Genomic DNA, 16,546 nt, shown 5'->3' with positions numbered 1-16,546 from the left:
CACGAGCGCCGCACGGGCGACGTCGCTCAAGTTTCAACCACCGTATACGGGTTCACCAGGGTTGCAAGGGGTTGCAACTCATCGGGTGCCGGTGACCGGACTGTGCCCCTCCGTCCCCCGTGAGCGGCAGTATGGGACCACCCATGGACCCGCGACCGGAAACCGACGGCCCGAGGGTTTGACACCGGTTGCCCGAGAGTCGATTCCCCCGGAGGACCACTGTGGCGAACTGGCCGTTGCACGCGACGCGGCTCGCCGCCACCGACGCGGTGACGCGGCTCGCCGCCTCGGACGCGGCGCGGGCGGCGCGGGTGCTCAGCGAGGTGCGCGACGCCGCCCTGTCCGGACAGCGCGCGCCGCTCGCGCCCCGGCCGGTGATCGGCGAGTCCTGGGGACGCATGCTGCGCAGCGGGGTGGATCCCGAGCACGATTTCCGGTCGGGGCTGCTCACCGCGGAGGAGGTCCGGCGGCGGCGTGCTGAGTCCCCGCTGCGGCATGTGCTGCCGGTGCTGCGGGAGGGCCTGGTGAAGGCGGCGGACGCCGCGCACCACATCATGGTGGTCGCCGACGCGGACGGGCGGGTGCTGTGGCGGGAGGGCAGCGCGGCGGTGCTGCGCAAGGCGGACGCGCTGGGGTTCCTGCTGGGCGCGGACTGGCGGGAGACCACGGTGGGCACCAACGGGGTGGGCACTCCGGCCGTGGTGCGGCGGCCCGTGCAGGTGTTCGCGGCCGAGCACTTCGTGCGCTCGCACACCACCTGGACGTGTGCCGGGGCGCCGATCACCGATCCCCGTGACGGGCGGCTGATCGGGGTGGTGGACGTCAGCGGCCCGCTGGAGACCATGCATCCGGCCACCCTGGCCTGGGTGGACTCGGTGGCCAAGCTCGCCGAGGCCCGGCTGCGCGAGCGGCATGTGACGGCCCTGGAGCGACTGCGCGCGGTGGCGGCCCCGGCGCTGGCCCGGCTGGGCGGGCGGGCGCTGGTGGTGGACCGGGAGGGCTGGACGGCGGCGGTGACGGGGATGCCCTACACCAGCCGGATCGCGCTGCCCGCGTCGCTGTCGGCGGGCCGCCGCCCGTTTCCGGCGCTGGGCATGTGCGCGGTGGAGCCGCTGGAGGGCGGCTGGCTGGTGCGGGTGGCCGGGGACGAGCCGCTGCCGCGGGACGCCTTCACCCGCGTCGAGCTGGACGTGACGCGGCCGCGCCGGTGGACGGTGACGGTGTCCGGCAGCCTGGGGTCGTGGACGCACGAGCTGAGTCCCCGGCACGCCGAACTGCTGTACCTGCTGGCCGTGCACCGGGCCGGGCGCAGTGCGGCGGAGCTGGCCGAGGACGTGTTCGGCGACGCGGCGCGCACGGTGACCGTGCGGGCCGAGCTGTCGCGGGTGCGGCGGTACCTCGGGGGATTCCTGGAGCACCGGCCTTATCGTTTCTGCGAGGACGTCGACGTGACCGTGCTGCGGCCCCGCGACCCCCGTGACCTGCTGCCGCACTCCACCGCCCCGGCCGTCGCCCGGGCGCGGGTCACGGCCCCGGCGCGCTGACCCCACGATGCGGCGACCGGGGAACCGGCGCAGGCGGCGGGCCCCCTGCCGGGTGGGAATTGCGGGGTCTTCGTCCGCGCCCGGGGGTCCCTGCCGTAGCATCCCCTACGGGCCACCCCAGCCGCGCCATGCTCAACGTACGGACCACACGGCGCAGTTGGTTCCCCGGGAGGACTCATGAAGCATCGCGGCCGTCATCGCAGGCGCAAGCGGGGCCGGGCGCTGCGCGCCACCCTGGCCGGGACCGCGCTCGCGCTCACCGCCGCCGCCACCATGATCAGCGCCTCCCAGGCGACGGACAGCGCCCGGCCGGGGCCGCTGAAGCCGCTCACGTCGGCGACCGCGCTCCGGGAGCTGCGGCTGCACCACGAGGCCTACCCGGCTTCCCCGGTCCCGGCCGTGCGGGTCGCCGACGTCGTCGCGAGCGCCGGCCACGCCCTGCGCCCCGCCGCCGACTGCGCCGCCGCCGAGCGCGCCGCGCTGCCCGTGACCCCGGCGGCCGGCCGCGCCTGGTGCTGGGACGAGGGCGACACGGGCGGGGCCCGGGCCGGGGCGGTCACCGGCTCCTGGGACGCCGTCCACGACGGGCGCTGGGGCGGGCACCGGGTGCTGCTGTCGGGGTGGAGCGACGCGCGCGGCCGGGCCCGGATCGCCGTGGTGGACGCCGAGCGCATGACGTACGCCTGGGTGCTGCCGGTCGTTCCCGCGGACGGCGGGCGTTCCGTGCGGCCGCTGCGCTCGCCGCTGTCCGGGCTGGTCTGGTATCAGGACAAGCTGCTGGCGACCGGGGACGACGGCCGGACGCTGTACGTCTACGACATGGACCGCATACGGCGGGACGGCACCGGCTTCACCCTGTCCGCGGTGGCCGCGTACCGGCTCGCCGGCGGGGCCCGGATCGGCGCCCTGTCCCTGGACCGCTCCACCGTCCCGGACAGCCTCGCGGTGGGCGAGGCGGTGCCGGCGGACGCCGACCGGCCGGCCCGCCTGTGGCGCTACTCCCTCGGCAGCGCCCCGTCCGGCCCGGGCGCCGGGCTCGTGGACCCCCAGCCGGTCGAGGCCTACGAGACCGAGGCGGCGGAGGTGCACGGCGTGCTCGCCCACCGGTCCCGCTGGTACCTGGCACGGGGGGCGGGCGCCTTCGACGGGCACGGGACCCTGGTGCGGCTGGACGGCGACGGCGCCGCGGCGGCGCAGTGCGGGCCGGACGGGACGTACCAGTGCTGGAGCGGCCCGGCCGGGTCGCTCTCCCACGGGGCGCGGACCGGGCAGGTGTGGTCGCAGTCGGGGCGCATGCTGTTCTCGCTGGGGCTGGACGTCGTCGACAGCGCCCTGGAATAGATGATTCCCTGACCGTATGACGAACATCCCCGTGACCACCTGGTCGCTGGAGCAGACCTCGCCGACGGACCTGCTCCCGGCCGCCGAGCCCGAGGGCGGCATCCGGGTCGTCCGCGCCGAGGTGCCCTCCCCCGAGTTCAGCCGCTTCCTCTACACCGCGGTGGGCGGGGACATCCGCTGGACCGACCGGCTCGGCTGGACGTACGCCCAGTGGGAGGAGGAACTGCGGCGCCCGGGCGCGGAGACCTGGGTGGCCTACGACCGGGGCACGCCCGCCGGTTACGTCCAGCTCGACCCGCAGGACGACGGGGCGGTGGAGATCGTCTACTTCGGGCTGCTCCCGGCCTTCCGGGGCCGCCGGATCGGCGGGTACCTGCTGTCGTACGGCACCGCGCGAGCCTGGGACCTGGCCGACCGCTGGCCGGAGCGGACGCCGACGAAGCGGGTGTGGCTGCACACGTGCAGCAAGGACGGCGCCTTCGCGATGGACAATTACCTGCGCCGGGGCTTCAAGCTCTTCGACACCCGGGTCGAGGAGGAACCGGAGATCGCCACGCCCGGCCCGTGGCCGGGTGCATACCCTGCCTGACCTGGTGGTACAAGGCTCCTGCGGCCAATGTGACCGACACCACCCCTGTCTTGCTCTGCGAGACAGGGGTGTCCACATCTCGGACGAAGCTGGACTGTGTCCAGATCGCCATGCCACGCTTCCGTCATGCCTGGAACTGGAATTGCCTTGGTGAGTCGACGCCACGTCGACCTCGGCCGCATGTCCAGCGCCATCTGTCCGGCCCGCTGACAGCTCGCCAGCTCCCGGTTCCCCCTCTTCTGTCTGCCCTTGCGCGACGGTGCGCACGTATGCCCCAAAATGCCCATACGCGCAGGTCAGAGCCGCATTCCGCCTGTCCCGAAGGACGTATCAACCATGGCCGCCACCCCGCAGAACCCTGCCGCCGCGACTCCCCGCCGCAAGGTGAGCCGTCACCGCGGTGAGGGTCAGTGGGCCGCGGGGCACTTCACCCCGCTCAACGGCAACGAGCAGTTCAAGAAGGACGACGACGGTCTCAATGTGCGGACACGCATTGAGACGATCTACTCCAAGCGCGGTTTCGACTCGATCGACCCCAACGACCTGCGCGGCCGGATGCGCTGGTGGGGTCTGTACACCCAGCGCAAGCCCGGGATCGACGGCGGCAAGACCGCGGTCCTGGAGCCGGAGGAGCTGGACGACGAGTACTTCATGCTGCGCGTGCGCATCGACGGCGGAGCGCTCACCACCCGGCAGTTGCGCGTCATCGGCGAGATCTCGCAGGAGTTCGCCCGCGGCACCGCCGACATCACCGACCGGCAGAACGTCCAGTACCACTGGATCAGGATCGAGGACGTGCCCGCGATCTGGGAGCGCCTGGAGGCCGTGGGCCTGTCCACGGTCACCGCGTGCGGCGACACCCCGCGCGTGATGGTCGGCTCGCCCGTCGCCGGCATCGCCGAGGACGAGATCATCGACGCCACCCCGGCGCTCGAGGAGATGAAGCGCCGGGTCCTGAACAACCCGGCGTACTCCAACCTCCCCCGCAAGTTCAAGACCGCGATCTCCGGCTCCCCGCTGCTGGACGTGGTGCACGAGATCAACGACGTGGCCTTCGTCGGCGTCCGCCACCCCGAGCACGGCCCCGGCTTCGACGTGTGGGTGGGCGGCGGCCTGTCCACCAACCCCAAGCTCGGCGTGCGGCTCGGCGCCTGGGTGCCGATCGACGAGGTCCCCGACGTCTACGAGGGCGTCATCTCGATCTTCCGCGACTACGGCTACCGGCGGCTGCGCAACCGCGCCCGCCTGAAGTTCCTGGTCGCCGACTGGGGCGCGGAGAAGTTCCGCCAGGTGCTGGAGGACGAGTACCTGAAGCGCAAGCTCACCGACGGGCCCGCCCCGGACCAGCCCTCCCGGCAGTGGCGCGACCACATCGGCGTGCACCGCCAGAAGGACGGCCGCTTCTACGTCGGCTTCGCGCCGCGCGTCGGCCGGGTCGACGGCGCCACCCTGACGAAGATCGCCGACCTCGCGGAGGCGCACGGCTCCGGCCGGGTGCGCACCACCGTCGAGCAGAAGATGATCGTCCTCGACGTCGAGCAGGACCGGGTCGACTCGCTCGTCGACGGTCTGGAGGCGCTGGACCTCACGGCCCGGCCGTCCTCGTTCCGGCGCGGCACCATGGCCTGCACCGGCATCGAGTTCTGCAAGCTCGCCATCGTCGAGACCAAGCAGCGCGGCTCCTCGCTCATCGACGAGCTGGAGCGCCGGCTCCCCGAGTTCGACGAGCCGATCACCATCAACCTCAACGGCTGCCCGAACGCCTGCGCGCGTATCCAGGTGGCGGACATCGGTCTCAAGGGCCAGCTGGTCCTGAACGACCGGGGCGAGCAGGTCGAGGGCTACCAGGTGCACCTGGGCGGCGCGCTCGGCCTGGAGGCCGGCTTCGGGCGCAAGGTGCGCGGCCTGAAGGTGACCTCCGAGGAGCTGCCCGACTACATCGAGCGGGTCCTCAAGCGCTTCCAGGCGGAGCGCGAGGAGGGCGAGCGGTTCGCCGCCTGGGCGGCCCGGGCCTCCGAGGAGGCGCTGTCGTGAGCGAGCGCGCGGCGCCCTTCTACTGCCCGTACTGCGGCGACGAGGACCTCCGCCCGAGCGAGGAGGAAGGTCACGGCGCCTGGGAGTGCGCGGCCTGCAATCGCGCTTTCCGGCTGAAGTTCCTGGGGCTGCTGGCCCGCGGGGTTCGGCGGGACACCACGGGAGGGGACGGGATATGACGACGGCTCACAAGCCCCGGACGGACGACGAGCTGAGGGCGCTCGCCGAGCAGGCGGGCCGCGACCTGGAGGACGCCTCCGCGCTGGAGATCCTCCGGTGGGCGGCCGACACCTTCGGCAAGCGGTTCTGCGTCACCTCCTCGATGGAGGACGCGGTGGTCGCCCACCTGGCCTCCCGGGTGATGCCCGGCGTCGACGTCGTGTTCCTCGACACCGGCTACCACTTCGAGGAGACCATCGGCACCCGGGACGCGGTCGAGGCCGTGATGGACGTCAACGTCATCACGCTCACCCCGCGCCAGACGGTCGCCGAACAGGACGCCCAGTACGGCCCGAAGCTGCACGACCGGGACCCCGACCTGTGCTGCAGGCTCCGCAAGGTGCAGCCGCTGGAGGAGGGCCTGAAGGACTACGCGGCCTGGGCTACGGGCCTGCGCCGCGACGAGTCCCCGACCCGGGCCGGCACCCCCGTGGTCGGCTGGGACGAGAAGCGCCGCAAGGTGAAGGTCTCCCCCATCGCCCGCTGGACCCAGGACGACGTGGACGCCTATGTCGCCGAGCACGGCGTCCTCACCAACCCCCTGCTGACGGACGGCTACGCCTCCATCGGCTGCGCCCCCTGCACCCGCCGCGTCCTCCAGGGCGAGGACGCGCGCGCCGGCCGCTGGGCGGGCCGCGCCAAGACCGAGTGCGGACTGCACGGATGACGACGACGATTCAGGAGACCGACGTGACGACCGGAGCCACCGTCTGGCTCACGGGCCTGCCGAGCGCCGGCAAGACCACCATCGCGTACGAGCTGGCCGGCCGGCTGCGCGAGGAGGGCCGCCGGGTGGAGGTGCTCGACGGCGACGAGATCCGCGAGTTCATCTCGGCGGGCCTCGGCTTCGGCCGCGAGGACCGGCACACCAATGTGCAGCGCATCGGCTTCGTCGCCGAACTGCTCGCCCGCAACGGCGTGCTCGTCCTCGTCCCGGTGATCGCGCCGTACGCCGACAGCCGGGACGCGGTGCGCAAGCGGCACCAGGCCAACGCGACACCGTACGTCGAGGTGCACGTGGCCACGCCCGTCGAGGTGTGCTCCGTGCGCGACGTGAAGGGCCTGTACGCCAAGCAGGCGGCGGGCGAGCTGACCGGGCTGACCGGCGTCGACGACCCGTACGAGGAGCCGGAGTCGCCCGATCTGCGGATCGAGTCCCAGAACCAGACCGTGCAGGAGTCCGCGGCGTCGGTGTACGCGCTGCTCACTGAAAGGGGACTGGCATGACGACCGTCGCCACGATCGAGGAGGGCACCGGCACGCCGTACGCCCTCTCGCACCTGGACGCGCTGGAGTCCGAGGCCGTCCACATCTTCCGCGAGGTGGCGGGTGAGTTCGAGCGGCCGGTGATCCTGTTCTCCGGCGGCAAGGACTCCATCGTCATGCTGCACCTGGCGCTGAAGGCGTTCACGCCCGCGCCGGTGCCGTTCTCCCTGCTGCACGTGGACACCGGGCACAACTTCCCCGAGGTCATCGAGTACCGGGACCGCGCGGTCGCCCGGCACAACCTGCGGCTGCACGTCGCCTCCGTGCAGGACTACATCGACCGCGGGGTGCTCAAGGAGCGCCCGGACGGCACGCGCAACCCGCTCCAGACGCTGCCGCTGACGGAGAAGATCCAGAGCGAGAAGTTCGACGCCGTGTTCGGCGGCGGGCGCCGCGACGAGGAGAAGGCCCGCGCCAAGGAGCGGGTGTTCTCCCTGCGCGACGAGTTCTCCCAGTGGGACCCGCGCCGCCAGCGCCCGGAGCTGTGGAACCTGTACAACGGCCGCCACGCGCCCGGCGAACACGTCCGCGTCTTCCCGCTGTCCAACTGGACCGAGCTGGACGTGTGGCAGTACATCGCCCGCGAGGGCATCGAACTGCCGGAGATCTACTTCGCCCACGAGCGCGAGGTGTTCCTGCGCAACGGCATGTGGCTGACCGCCGGCGAGTGGGGCGGGCCGAAGGACGGCGAGACCGTCGAGAAGCGGCTCATCCGCTACCGGACCGTCGGAGACATGTCCTGCACGGGTGCCGTCGACTCCGACGCCACCACGCTGGACGCCGTGATCGCCGAGATCGCCGCCTCGCGGCTGACCGAGCGCGGCGCGACCCGCGCCGACGACAAGCTGTCCGAGGCCGCGATGGAAGACCGCAAGCGCGAGGGGTACTTCTAAGCATGACCACGACCACGACCGAGGAACTCTCGGCCACCACCCTGCTGCGGTTCGCCACCGCGGGCTCCGTCGACGACGGCAAGTCCACCCTCGTCGGACGGCTGCTGCACGACTCCAAGGCGGTCCTCACCGACCAGCTGGAGGCCGTCGAGCAGGCCTCGCGCAGCCGCGGCCAGGAGGCACCCGACCTCGCGCTGCTGACCGACGGCCTGCGCGCCGAGCGGGAGCAGGGCATCACCATCGACGTGGCCTACCGTTACTTCGCCACGCCCCGGCGCCGGTTCATCCTCGCCGACACCCCCGGCCACGTGCAGTACACGCGGAACATGGTCACGGGTGCGTCCACGGCCGAGCTGACGGTGATCCTCGTCGACGCCCGCAACGGCGTGGTCGAGCAGACCCGCCGGCACGCCGCCATCGCCGCGCTGCTGCGGGTGCCGCACGCCGTCCTCGCCGTCAACAAGATGGACCTCGTCGGCTACGACGAGAAGGTGTTCGCGGCGATCGCCGAGGAGTTCACCGCGTACGCCACCGAGCTGGGCGTCCCGGAGGTCACCGCGATCCCGATCTCGGCGCTCGTCGGCGACAACGTCGTGGAGCCGTCCGCGAGCATGGACTGGTACGGCGGCCCGACGGTCCTCGAGCACCTGGAGACGGTCCCGGTCAGCCACGACCTGGCGCACTGCCACGCGCGGCTGCCCGTGCAGTACGTGATCCGGCCGCAGACCGCCGACCACCCCGACTACCGCGGCTACGCCGGGCAGATCGCGGCGGGCACCTTCCGCGTCGGCGAGCAGGTGACCGTCCTGCCGTCGGGCCGCACCACCACGGTCACCGGCATCGACCTGCTCGGCGAGCCGGTCGACGTGGCCTGGACGCCGCAGTCGGTGACGCTGCTGCTCGCGGACGACATCGACATCTCACGCGGCGACCTGATCGTGCCGAGCGAGGACGCCCCGCCGACCACCCAGGACGTCGAGGCGACCGTCTGCCACGTGGCCGACGCGCCGCTCACGGTCGGCCACCGGGTGCTGCTCAAGCACGGCACCCGCACGGTGAAGGCGATCGTGAAGGACATCCCGTCCCGGCTGACGCTGGACGACCTGTCCCTGCACCCGCACCCGGGCCGGCTCGTCGCCAACGACATCGGCCGGGTGAAGCTCCGTACCGCCGAGCCGCTGCCGCTCGACTCCTACGCCGACTCGCGCCGCACCGGCTCGTTCATCCTGATCGACCCGAACGACGGCACCACCCTCACCGCCGGGATGGTCGGCGAGTCGTTCGCCTCTCCGGAGCCCGTCAAGGACGCGGCCGAGGACGACGGGTGGGACTTCTGAGCGTGAACCGTCCCGACTCCGGCGGCGAACGGCGATGTCCGCGGTGACCTCCGCGGCCCTCGCCCGCCGCCGCCGAGAACCCGCCGACCCCCCGGCCACGCGCTGAACGGACCGTGACCGCCGGGCCCTGCGAGAGGAACACCTCCGTGCCTGCCACCCCCGCCCTGCGCCGCGTCCTCGCGGTGATCGCCGTGCTGCCGCTGCTCGCGCTCGCCGCCTGCGGCTACGGCTCCCAGGCGAAGGACCTCGACGACGTCCAGGTCGCCGCGGGCGCGCGGAAGACCGACGGTCTCGACTCGGTCCGCATCGGCTACTTCGGGAACCTGACCCACGCCACCGCCCTGGTCGGCCGGGAGAAGGGCTTCTTCCAGAAGGAGCTGGGCGGCACCGAGGTGAAGTACGCGACGTTCAACGCGGGCCCGTCGGAGATCGAGGCGCTGAACTCGAAGTCGATCGACATCGGCTGGATCGGCCCGTCCCCGGCGATCAACGGCTATGTGAAGTCGGGCGGCGAGAACCTGCGGATCATCGGGGGTTCGGCCTCCGGTGGCGTGAAGCTGGTGGTGAACCCGCAGAAGATCAAGTCGCTGAAGGACGTCAAGGGCAAGCGGATCGGCACTCCGCAGCTCGGCAACACCCAGGACGTGGCGTTCCTCAACTGGGCGGCGGAGCAGGGCTGGAAGGTCGACCCGCAGAGCGGCAAGGGGGACGTGTCCGTCGTCCGCACCGACAACAAGATCGCCCCGGACGCCTACAAGTCCGGTTCGATCGACGGGGCGTGGGTTCCGGAGCCGACCGCGTCCAAGCTGGTCGCCGAGGGCGCGAAGGTGCTGCTCGACGAGGCCGGTCTGTGGCCGGACGAGAAGTTCGTGATCACCAACATCATCGTGTCCCGGGAGTTCCTGGAGAACCACCCGAAGGCCGTCGAGGCGGTGCTGCGGGCGTCGGTCGAGACCAACGCGTGGATCAACGCCCACCCGGACGAGGCGAAGCGGGCCGCGAACGAGCGGCTGGCGGCCGACACCGGCAAGCCGCTGCCCGCCGAGGTCATCGACCCGGCCTGGAAGTCCATCACCTTCCTCGACGACCCGCTGGCCGCCACCCTCGAAGCCCAGGCCGGGCACGCGGTGCGGGCCGGCCTGCTGGAGGAGCCCGACCTGTCGGGCATCTACGACCTCACGCTCCTCAACAAGGTCCTCGCGGCCGAGGGCGGCGCCACCGTCGACGACGCCGGGCTCGGCGCCCGGTAACCGAAATCCGAGATCTTGCAGGAGGTGACGACCATGGCCACGACCCTCGCCAAGGCCGCCGACGGTACCGAGACGCCGGTCGCGCACGCCGCCCGGATCGAGCACGTCTCGAAGTCGTTCCCGGGCCCGGCCGGGCAGCAGCTCGTGCTGGACGACATCACCCTCGATGTCGCGCCCGGCGAGTTCGTCACCCTCCTGGGCGCCTCCGGCTGCGGCAAGTCGACGCTGCTCAACCTGGTGGCCGGCCTGGACCGGCCGTCCGCCGGGTCGATCACGACCGACGGCCGCCCCGCCCTGATGTTCCAGGAGCACGCCCTGTTCCCGTGGCTGACCGCGGGCAAGAACGTCGAGCTGGCCCTGAAGCTGCGCGGCGTCGCCAAGAACGAACGCCGCGAACGGGCCGAGGAACTCCTCGAACTGGTCCGGCTGAAGGGCGCGCACGGCAAGCGGGTGCACGAGCTGTCCGGCGGCATGCGCCAGCGCGTCGCCATGGCGCGGGCCCTCGCCCAGGACAGCAGGCTGCTGCTGATGGACGAGCCGTTCGCGGCGCTCGACGCCATCACTCGTGACGTGCTGCACGACGAACTGACCCGCATCTGGCGCGAGACCGGCCTGTCGGTGCTGTTCGTGACGCACAACGTGCGCGAGGCGGTCCGGCTGGCCCAGCGCGTGGTGCTGCTGTCCTCCCGTCCCGGCCGCATCGCCCGCCAGTGGACCGTGGGCATCCCGCAGCCGCGCCGCATCGAGGACAGCGAGGTCGCCGAGCTGTCCCGGGAGATCACCGAAGAACTGCGTGGGGAGATCCGCCGCCATGGCCAGCACTGACACGTCCGTCGACGCGCCCGGCAAGCCCGGGAAGGACGCCGGCGACCTGGCCGGACTGGAGGCGGGCCTCGACGCCCTGGAGACGGTGGAGTCCGGCCGCACCCCGCTGCGGACCACCCTCGTGGAGAAGGTGCTGCCGCCCGTCACCGCCGTCGCCCTGGTGCTGGTGATCTGGCAGGCGCTGGTCTCCTTCGGGATCGTCGACGACGCGACCAAGCTGCCCGCTCCCGCCGACGTGTGGGGCGAGGTGCGCACCGCCTGGCTCCAGGGCACCCTGCTCGACTACATCTGGACCTCCGTCTCGCGCGGACTGCTCGGCTTCCTGCTGGCGCTCGCCATCGGCACCCCGCTGGGCCTGCTCGTGGCCCGGGTGAAGTTCGTGCGGGCGGCGATCGGTCCGATCCTGTCCGGGCTGCAGTCCCTGCCCTCCGTCGCGTGGGTGCCGCCGGCGGTGATCTGGCTGGGTCTGAACAACTCGATGATGTACGCGGTGATCCTGCTCGGCGCGGTCCCGTCCATCGCCAACGGCCTGGTGTCGGGCGTGGACCAGGTGCCGCCGCTGTATCTGCGGGCGGGCCGCACCCTGGGCGCGGCCGGGCTGAGGGGCACCTGGCACATCGTCATGCCGGCCGCGCTGCCCGGCTACCTCGCGGGGCTCAAGCAGGGCTGGGCGTTCTCCTGGCGGTCGCTGATGGCCGCCGAGATCATCGCCTCCTCCCCCGACCTCGGCGTGGGCCTCGGCCAGCTCCTGGAGAACGGCCGCAACACCAGCTCCATGTCGATGGTGTTCCTCGCCATCCTGCTCATCCTGGTCGTCGGTATCGCGATCGACCTGCTGATCTTCAGTCCGCTGGAGCGGCGGGTGCTGCGCGGCCGCGGTCTGCTGGTGAAGGGCTGACTCCCATGAAGCCGGTACGTTCCGTGCGCCCCGTTCTCGTGGTCGTCGCCCACGGCAGCCGTGACCCGCGGCACGCCGCGACCGTGCACGCGCTCGTGGAGCGGGTGCGCGCCGAGCGGCCGGGACTGCGGGTGGAGACCGGCTTCCTCGACTTCAACCTGCCGTCCGTGCAGGGGGTGCTGGAGTCCCTGGCGGCGCAGGGCGTGCGCGAGGTGGTCGCCCTGCCGCTGCTGCTGACCCGCGCCTTCCACGCCAAGGCGGACATCCCCGCGGTGCTCCGCGAGGCGCCGGCCCGGCTGCGGATCCGGCAGGCGGACGTGCTCGGTCCGTCGCCGCTGCTGCTCACCGCCCTGGAACGGCGGCTGTACGAGGCGGGTCTGACGCCCGCCGACAAGTCCTCGACCGGGGTCGTGCTGGCCTCGGCGGGGTCCACCGACCCGGAGGCGATCGCAGTGATCGCAGAAATCGCGCGGGAGTGGCGGCACACCGGTTGGTGCGCCGTGCGGCCTGCGTTCGCCTCCGCCGGCTCTCCCGCGGGGTTCCCGCGCACGGAGGACGCGGTGCGTGAGCTGCGCGCCCTGGGCTGTGCCCGGGTGGCCGTCGCCCCGTACGTCCTGGCGCCCGGTTTCCTCCCGGACCGCATCGCCCGCGGCGCCGCCGCGGCGGACGTCCTCGCCGACGTGCTGGGTCCCGCGCCCGAGGTGGCGCGGCTGCTGCTGGAGCGGTACGACGCGGCGGGTGCGCCGGTGCTCGCGGCGGTCGGCGCGTAGCGCTGCGGGGACCGTCCGGTTCTCAGGCGCCGCGGCCGTCCGGGACCGGGCCCGCCCTCATATGCCGAAGCCGAGCACGGCGATCTCCAGCGGCAGCGGAGGCCGGGAGGGCAGCGGCTGGGGCTCGTCACCGCGGCCGGTGTGGGTGGGCGGGACCGGGCGCAGGCCCGCGACACCGCCCGATGCCCAGGGCGCGTCCGTCGGCGGGAGCGACAGGGTCAGCCGCCGTCCGTCGGCCAGGGTCGTCCGCAGCTTCGGGTCGTCCGTGCTCATGGCCCCTCGCTTCCGTCGCGTCGTGCGCGGGTACTGCCTTCGTCTGGGAGGACGAACGGGCGGGCGGTGCGGTTCCGTCACCGGGGAGCGGTCAGTTCGACCAGTTTCAGCACGGTGTTCCAGTTGCGGGTGGTGGCGACGAGGCCGGCGGTCAGCCGGGGCCGGGAGAGGACGTCGGCGAGCCTGGAGCGGCCGAGGCCGTCCGGGGCGTACAGGTAGAGGGCGCGGTCGCCGAGCCGGAACTCCTCGGGGAGGTGGGCGGCCCGGTCGATGCCGGCGAAGCGCTCCTCGTCGACGGGGGCCGAGAAGTAGGTGACGTGGAGCTGCCGGGGCTCCAGGTCGGCGGCGGGGAACGGGCAGGCGTCGGCGACGCGCTTCAGGTAGGCGTGGTCGCGCACGATGACGTCCACGGGGAAGCCGAACCGCTTCTCGATCGCCCGGGACAGTTCGGCGGCCAGGGTGTCCTCGTCGCCGTGTCCCGCGGCGAACACGGCCTGGCCGCTCTGGAGATGGGTGCGGACGCCGTCGTGGCCGAGGCTCTCCAGCAGGGCGCGCAGATCGGCCATCGGGATCTTCTTGCTGCCGCCCACGTTGATTCCCCGCAGCAGCGCCGCATACGTCGTCACCCCGCCACCCTAGGCGGTCGTCGTGCCCCGTGGGGGCGGGCACGACGAGCGCCGCCGGGGGGCGGGGCCTGCGCGAGACTCCGGCGGACGGACCGGCCGCCGATCAACCGCTGCACGCCTTTGTAACGTGTTCGAGGAAGTCGCGTGATCCACCACCCCGACGCGCTCTCGCGGGACGTATCGGGGATGTCCCGATAGGTGTAAGGGGCCGGTGTCCTCCTCGGGGGCGAGGTCCGGGAGGCCGAGGGGAGTAACGGGGCGCTCCGGGCTTCACCGGGCAGCACGACGAGATGGCCGTTTCTCGCCCATAGCGTCGGGACGGAAGGTGGCGGCAGGGGGCTGCCACCGCTCAGGAGGGCAGCCCGGGATGGGGACCGTCATGGGGAGCGGCAGGAGAAACGGGGACACACGGGTGCGGGGGTTCGCCGCCCGGGCCGGGAGCTGGAGCGCCCGGCACCGCTGGGCGGCGGTCGGCGTCTGGGTGCTGTTCGTCGTCGTGGCGATGGGGCTCGGCTCGGCGGCGGGCCGGGTCGACGTCAAGGACAGCGACCAGCTCAAGGGCGAGACGCACACCGCGGCGAAGATCATCGAGGACGCGGGGATCGAGGAGCCGGCCGGTGAGACGGTACTGATCCAGTCGAAGGACGGCCGGCTGAAGGCGACCGACCCGGAATTCCGCGCCGCCGTCGACGCCGTCGTGCGGGCGGTGGACGCGACCGGCCGGGTCACCGACGTCGGTTCGCCGTACGACACGGACACGATCTCGGCGGACGGCCGCAGCGCGCTGGTCCGGTTCGACATGCGCGGCGACGCGGAGACCGCGGGCGAGCGGGTGGAGCCGGTGCTGGAGGCCGTCGCGGAGGTCCAGCGGGACCACGGGGCGCTGCGGATCGAGGAGATCGGCGGCGCGAGCATGATGAAGACGTTCGACGACGCGTTCGGCGACGACTTCGAGAAGGCCGAGTACTCCGCCGTCCCGGTGGCCCTCGGCATCCTGCTGATCGCCTTCGGCGCGCTGGTGGCGGCCGTGCTGCCGGTGCTCCTGGCGATCACCGCGATCATGGCGACGATGGGTCTGATGGGCCTGGTCAGCCACCTGGTCCCGATGAGCGACGTGGCCAACTCGGTGATGCTGCTGGTCGGCATGGCCGTCGGGGTCGACTACTGCCTGTTCTACCTGCGCCGCGAGCGTGAGGAGCGGGCCGCCGGGCGCGACGCGCGGACGGCCCTGCGGATCGCCGCGGCCACCAGTGGCCGCGCGATCGTCGTCTCCGGTGTCACGGTGTGCGTGGCGATGGCGGGCATGCTGTTCACCGGTCTCGCCGAGTTCGAGGCGATGGGCCTGGCGTCGCTGATCGTGGTGGCGGTGGCGATGGTCGGTTCGGTGACCGTGCTGCCGGCCCTGCTGTCGCTGCTGGGCGAGCGGGTGGACAAGGGCCGCATCCCCTTCCTGTCGCGCCGGGGCCACGGCGGGGGCGGGGAAAGCCGGTTCTGGAGCGCCGTACTGAAGGGTGTGCTCGCCCGGCCCGTGCTGTCGGTGCTGGTGGCGGCCGGTGCGCTGCTGGCGATCGCGGCCCCGGCGGCCGGGATGAAGACGCAGAACCTCACCCTGGACCAGGAGTTCGGCGACTCGCTGCCGATCGTGCAGACGTACAACCGGGTCAACGAGGCGTTCCCGGGCGGTTCGGAACCGGCCCAGGTGGTCGTCAGGGCGGCCGACATCAACGCGCCCGAGGTGCGCGAGGCGCTCGCCGACTTCCGTGCGCGGGCGGTGAGTTCGGGTGCGTCCCGCGGCCCGGTCGCGATCAGGCTGCACGACGAGCGGAACATCGCCCTCGTGTCCGTCCCGCTGGTCGGCGGTTCCGACCTGGAGAAGGCGGGCGAGAGCCTGGACACGCTGCGCGACGAGGTCCGGCCGGCCACGCTGGGCAGGGTCGACGGTGTGGAGGCGCCGATCACCGGGCAGGTCGCGGGATCCAAGGACTTCAACGACCAGCTCGTCGGCTCGGTCGTGCCGGTCTTCGTCTTCGTGGTGGTGTTCGCCTTCCTGCTGATGCTGCTGTCGTTCCGGTCGCTGACCGTCGCGGTCACCTCGATCGTGCTGAACCTGCTGTCGGTGGGTGCCGCCTACGGCATCCTGGTCACCGTCTTCCAGCACGGCTGGGGCGCCTCGCTGGTGGGCGCGGAGGGTGTCGGCGCGATCGTCAGCTGGCTGCCGCTGTTCCTGTTCGTGATCCTGTTCGGCCTGTCGATGGACTACCACGTGTTCGTGGTCTCGCGGATCCGCGAGGCACGGCTGCGCGGCCGGACCACGAAGGACGCGATCAGCCACGGGGTGGTCACCACCGCCGGGGTGGTGACCAGTGCCGCGGTCATCATGGTCGCCGTCTTCGCGATCTTCGGCACGCTGTCCATGCAGTCCATGAAGCAGATGGGCGTCGGTCTGGCGGCGGCGGTGCTGATCGACGCGACGATCATCCGCGGTGTGCTGCTGCCCGCGGTGATGGCGCTGCTGGGCGAGCGCAACTGGTATCTGCCGCGGTGGCTGCACCGGCTGCCGGACCTCACCCATGACGAGGCACCGGAGACGGCCGTCGCGCGGCCGGCGCGCGACGGCGAGGGCGAACCGCTGAAGGTCTGAGCGCCGCCCCGCGCCCGCTCCCTCGCCCCGGGTTCACCCC

Annotated in this window: 17 protein-coding genes; 15 read left to right on the top strand and 2 right to left on the bottom strand. The window is 72.5% G+C overall.

The features are described from left to right. The first annotated feature begins 221 nt into the window (after positions 1-221). The 14 genes from SGLAU_RS25925 to SGLAU_RS25865 all read left to right on the top strand — a co-directional run bounded on the left by SGLAU_RS25925 (position 222) and on the right by SGLAU_RS25865 (position 12,966). Positions 222-1,544, top strand: a complete 1,323-nt coding sequence (locus SGLAU_RS25925; RefSeq protein ID WP_244315259.1) for a helix-turn-helix domain-containing protein — start codon at positions 222-224, stop codon at positions 1,542-1,544. Positions 1,545-1,721: 177 nt separating this feature from the next. Beyond that, positions 1,722-2,885 carry a hypothetical protein gene (locus SGLAU_RS25920; RefSeq protein WP_043504900.1) on the top strand — a complete coding sequence of 388 codons (1,164 nt, stop codon included), beginning with the start codon at positions 1,722-1,724 and terminating at the stop codon, positions 2,883-2,885. Positions 2,886-2,901: 16 nt separating this feature from the next. Then, positions 2,902-3,474, top strand: a complete 573-nt coding sequence (locus SGLAU_RS25915) for a GNAT family N-acetyltransferase (RefSeq protein ID WP_043504898.1) — start codon at positions 2,902-2,904, stop codon at positions 3,472-3,474. A 126-nt stretch (positions 3,475-3,600) separates the two neighbouring features. Beyond that, positions 3,601-3,684, top strand: coding sequence for a putative leader peptide (locus SGLAU_RS36990; protein ID WP_310887545.1), 84 nt, complete (start codon positions 3,601-3,603; stop codon positions 3,682-3,684). A 126-nt stretch (positions 3,685-3,810) separates the two neighbouring features. Then, positions 3,811-5,508: a nitrite/sulfite reductase gene (locus tag SGLAU_RS25910; protein WP_043504897.1), complete on the top strand. Its 1,698-nt coding sequence runs from the start codon at positions 3,811-3,813 to the stop codon at positions 5,506-5,508. After that, positions 5,505-5,687 (top strand): hypothetical protein, encoded by a 183-nt coding sequence (locus SGLAU_RS25905; protein ID WP_043504896.1) that lies wholly within the window; start codon positions 5,505-5,507, stop codon positions 5,685-5,687. The genes SGLAU_RS25910 and SGLAU_RS25905 overlap by 4 nt, the downstream gene beginning before the upstream one ends. Then, positions 5,684-6,394: a phosphoadenylyl-sulfate reductase gene (locus SGLAU_RS25900; RefSeq protein ID WP_043504895.1), complete on the top strand. Its 711-nt coding sequence runs from the start codon at positions 5,684-5,686 to the stop codon at positions 6,392-6,394. Before SGLAU_RS25905 ends, SGLAU_RS25900 begins: the two co-directional genes overlap by 4 nt. 23 nt (positions 6,395-6,417) lie before the next feature. Continuing rightward, positions 6,418-6,954, top strand: a complete 537-nt coding sequence (gene cysC, locus SGLAU_RS25895; protein WP_043507031.1) for an adenylyl-sulfate kinase — start codon at positions 6,418-6,420, stop codon at positions 6,952-6,954. Further along, positions 6,951-7,886, top strand: a complete 936-nt coding sequence (gene cysD, locus SGLAU_RS25890; RefSeq protein ID WP_043504894.1) for a sulfate adenylyltransferase subunit CysD — start codon at positions 6,951-6,953, stop codon at positions 7,884-7,886. Before cysC ends, cysD begins: the two co-directional genes overlap by 4 nt. Positions 7,887-7,888: 2 nt before the next feature. Then, a complete protein-coding gene (locus SGLAU_RS25885; protein WP_043504893.1) occupies positions 7,889-9,223 on the top strand; it encodes a sulfate adenylyltransferase subunit 1 in 1,335 nt (444 codons plus the stop codon). Positions 9,224-9,369: 146 nt separating this feature from the next. Beyond that, positions 9,370-10,473 (top strand): aliphatic sulfonate ABC transporter substrate-binding protein, encoded by a 1,104-nt coding sequence (locus tag SGLAU_RS25880; RefSeq protein WP_043504892.1) that lies wholly within the window; start codon positions 9,370-9,372, stop codon positions 10,471-10,473. Between the two features lie 33 nt (positions 10,474-10,506). Next, positions 10,507-11,298, top strand: a complete 792-nt coding sequence (locus SGLAU_RS25875) for an ABC transporter ATP-binding protein (RefSeq protein ID WP_043504891.1) — start codon at positions 10,507-10,509, stop codon at positions 11,296-11,298. Next, the gene (locus SGLAU_RS25870; RefSeq protein WP_043504889.1) at positions 11,285-12,196 is read left to right on the top strand and encodes an ABC transporter permease; all 912 of its coding nucleotides are present in this window, start codon (positions 11,285-11,287) and stop codon (positions 12,194-12,196) included. The genes SGLAU_RS25875 and SGLAU_RS25870 overlap by 14 nt, the downstream gene beginning before the upstream one ends. Positions 12,197-12,201: 5 nt before the next feature. After that, the gene (locus SGLAU_RS25865) at positions 12,202-12,966 is read left to right on the top strand and encodes a sirohydrochlorin chelatase (RefSeq protein WP_043504888.1); all 765 of its coding nucleotides are present in this window, start codon (positions 12,202-12,204) and stop codon (positions 12,964-12,966) included. Between the two features lie 57 nt (positions 12,967-13,023). Here the strand turns inward: SGLAU_RS25865 and SGLAU_RS25860 are convergent, their stop codons facing one another. Together SGLAU_RS25860 and SGLAU_RS25855 are read right to left on the bottom strand one after the other, a co-directional pair. Beyond that, positions 13,024-13,239, bottom strand: coding sequence for a hypothetical protein (locus SGLAU_RS25860; RefSeq protein WP_043504887.1), 216 nt, complete (start codon positions 13,237-13,239; stop codon positions 13,024-13,026). Positions 13,240-13,316: 77 nt separating this feature from the next. Continuing rightward, positions 13,317-13,865 carry a DUF1697 domain-containing protein gene (locus SGLAU_RS25855; protein WP_043504886.1) on the bottom strand — a complete coding sequence of 183 codons (549 nt, stop codon included), beginning with the start codon at positions 13,863-13,865 and terminating at the stop codon, positions 13,317-13,319. A gap of 367 nt (positions 13,866-14,232) precedes the next feature. On the opposite strand from SGLAU_RS25855, the gene SGLAU_RS25850 reads away from it, so the two are divergent. Beyond that, complete coding sequence (locus tag SGLAU_RS25850) at positions 14,233-16,506, top strand: MMPL family transporter (RefSeq protein WP_244315258.1); 2,274 nt, start codon at positions 14,233-14,235, stop codon at positions 16,504-16,506. The last annotated feature ends 40 nt before the right edge of the window (positions 16,507-16,546 follow it).

Origin of the sequence: Streptomyces glaucescens (assembly GCF_000761215.1) — a bacterium.
GTDB classification, from domain to species: domain Bacteria; phylum Actinomycetota; class Actinomycetes; order Streptomycetales; family Streptomycetaceae; genus Streptomyces; species Streptomyces glaucescens_B.
The sequence above is the reverse complement of the archived record's forward strand: the minus strand, read 5'-3'. Positions and strand labels throughout refer to the sequence as shown.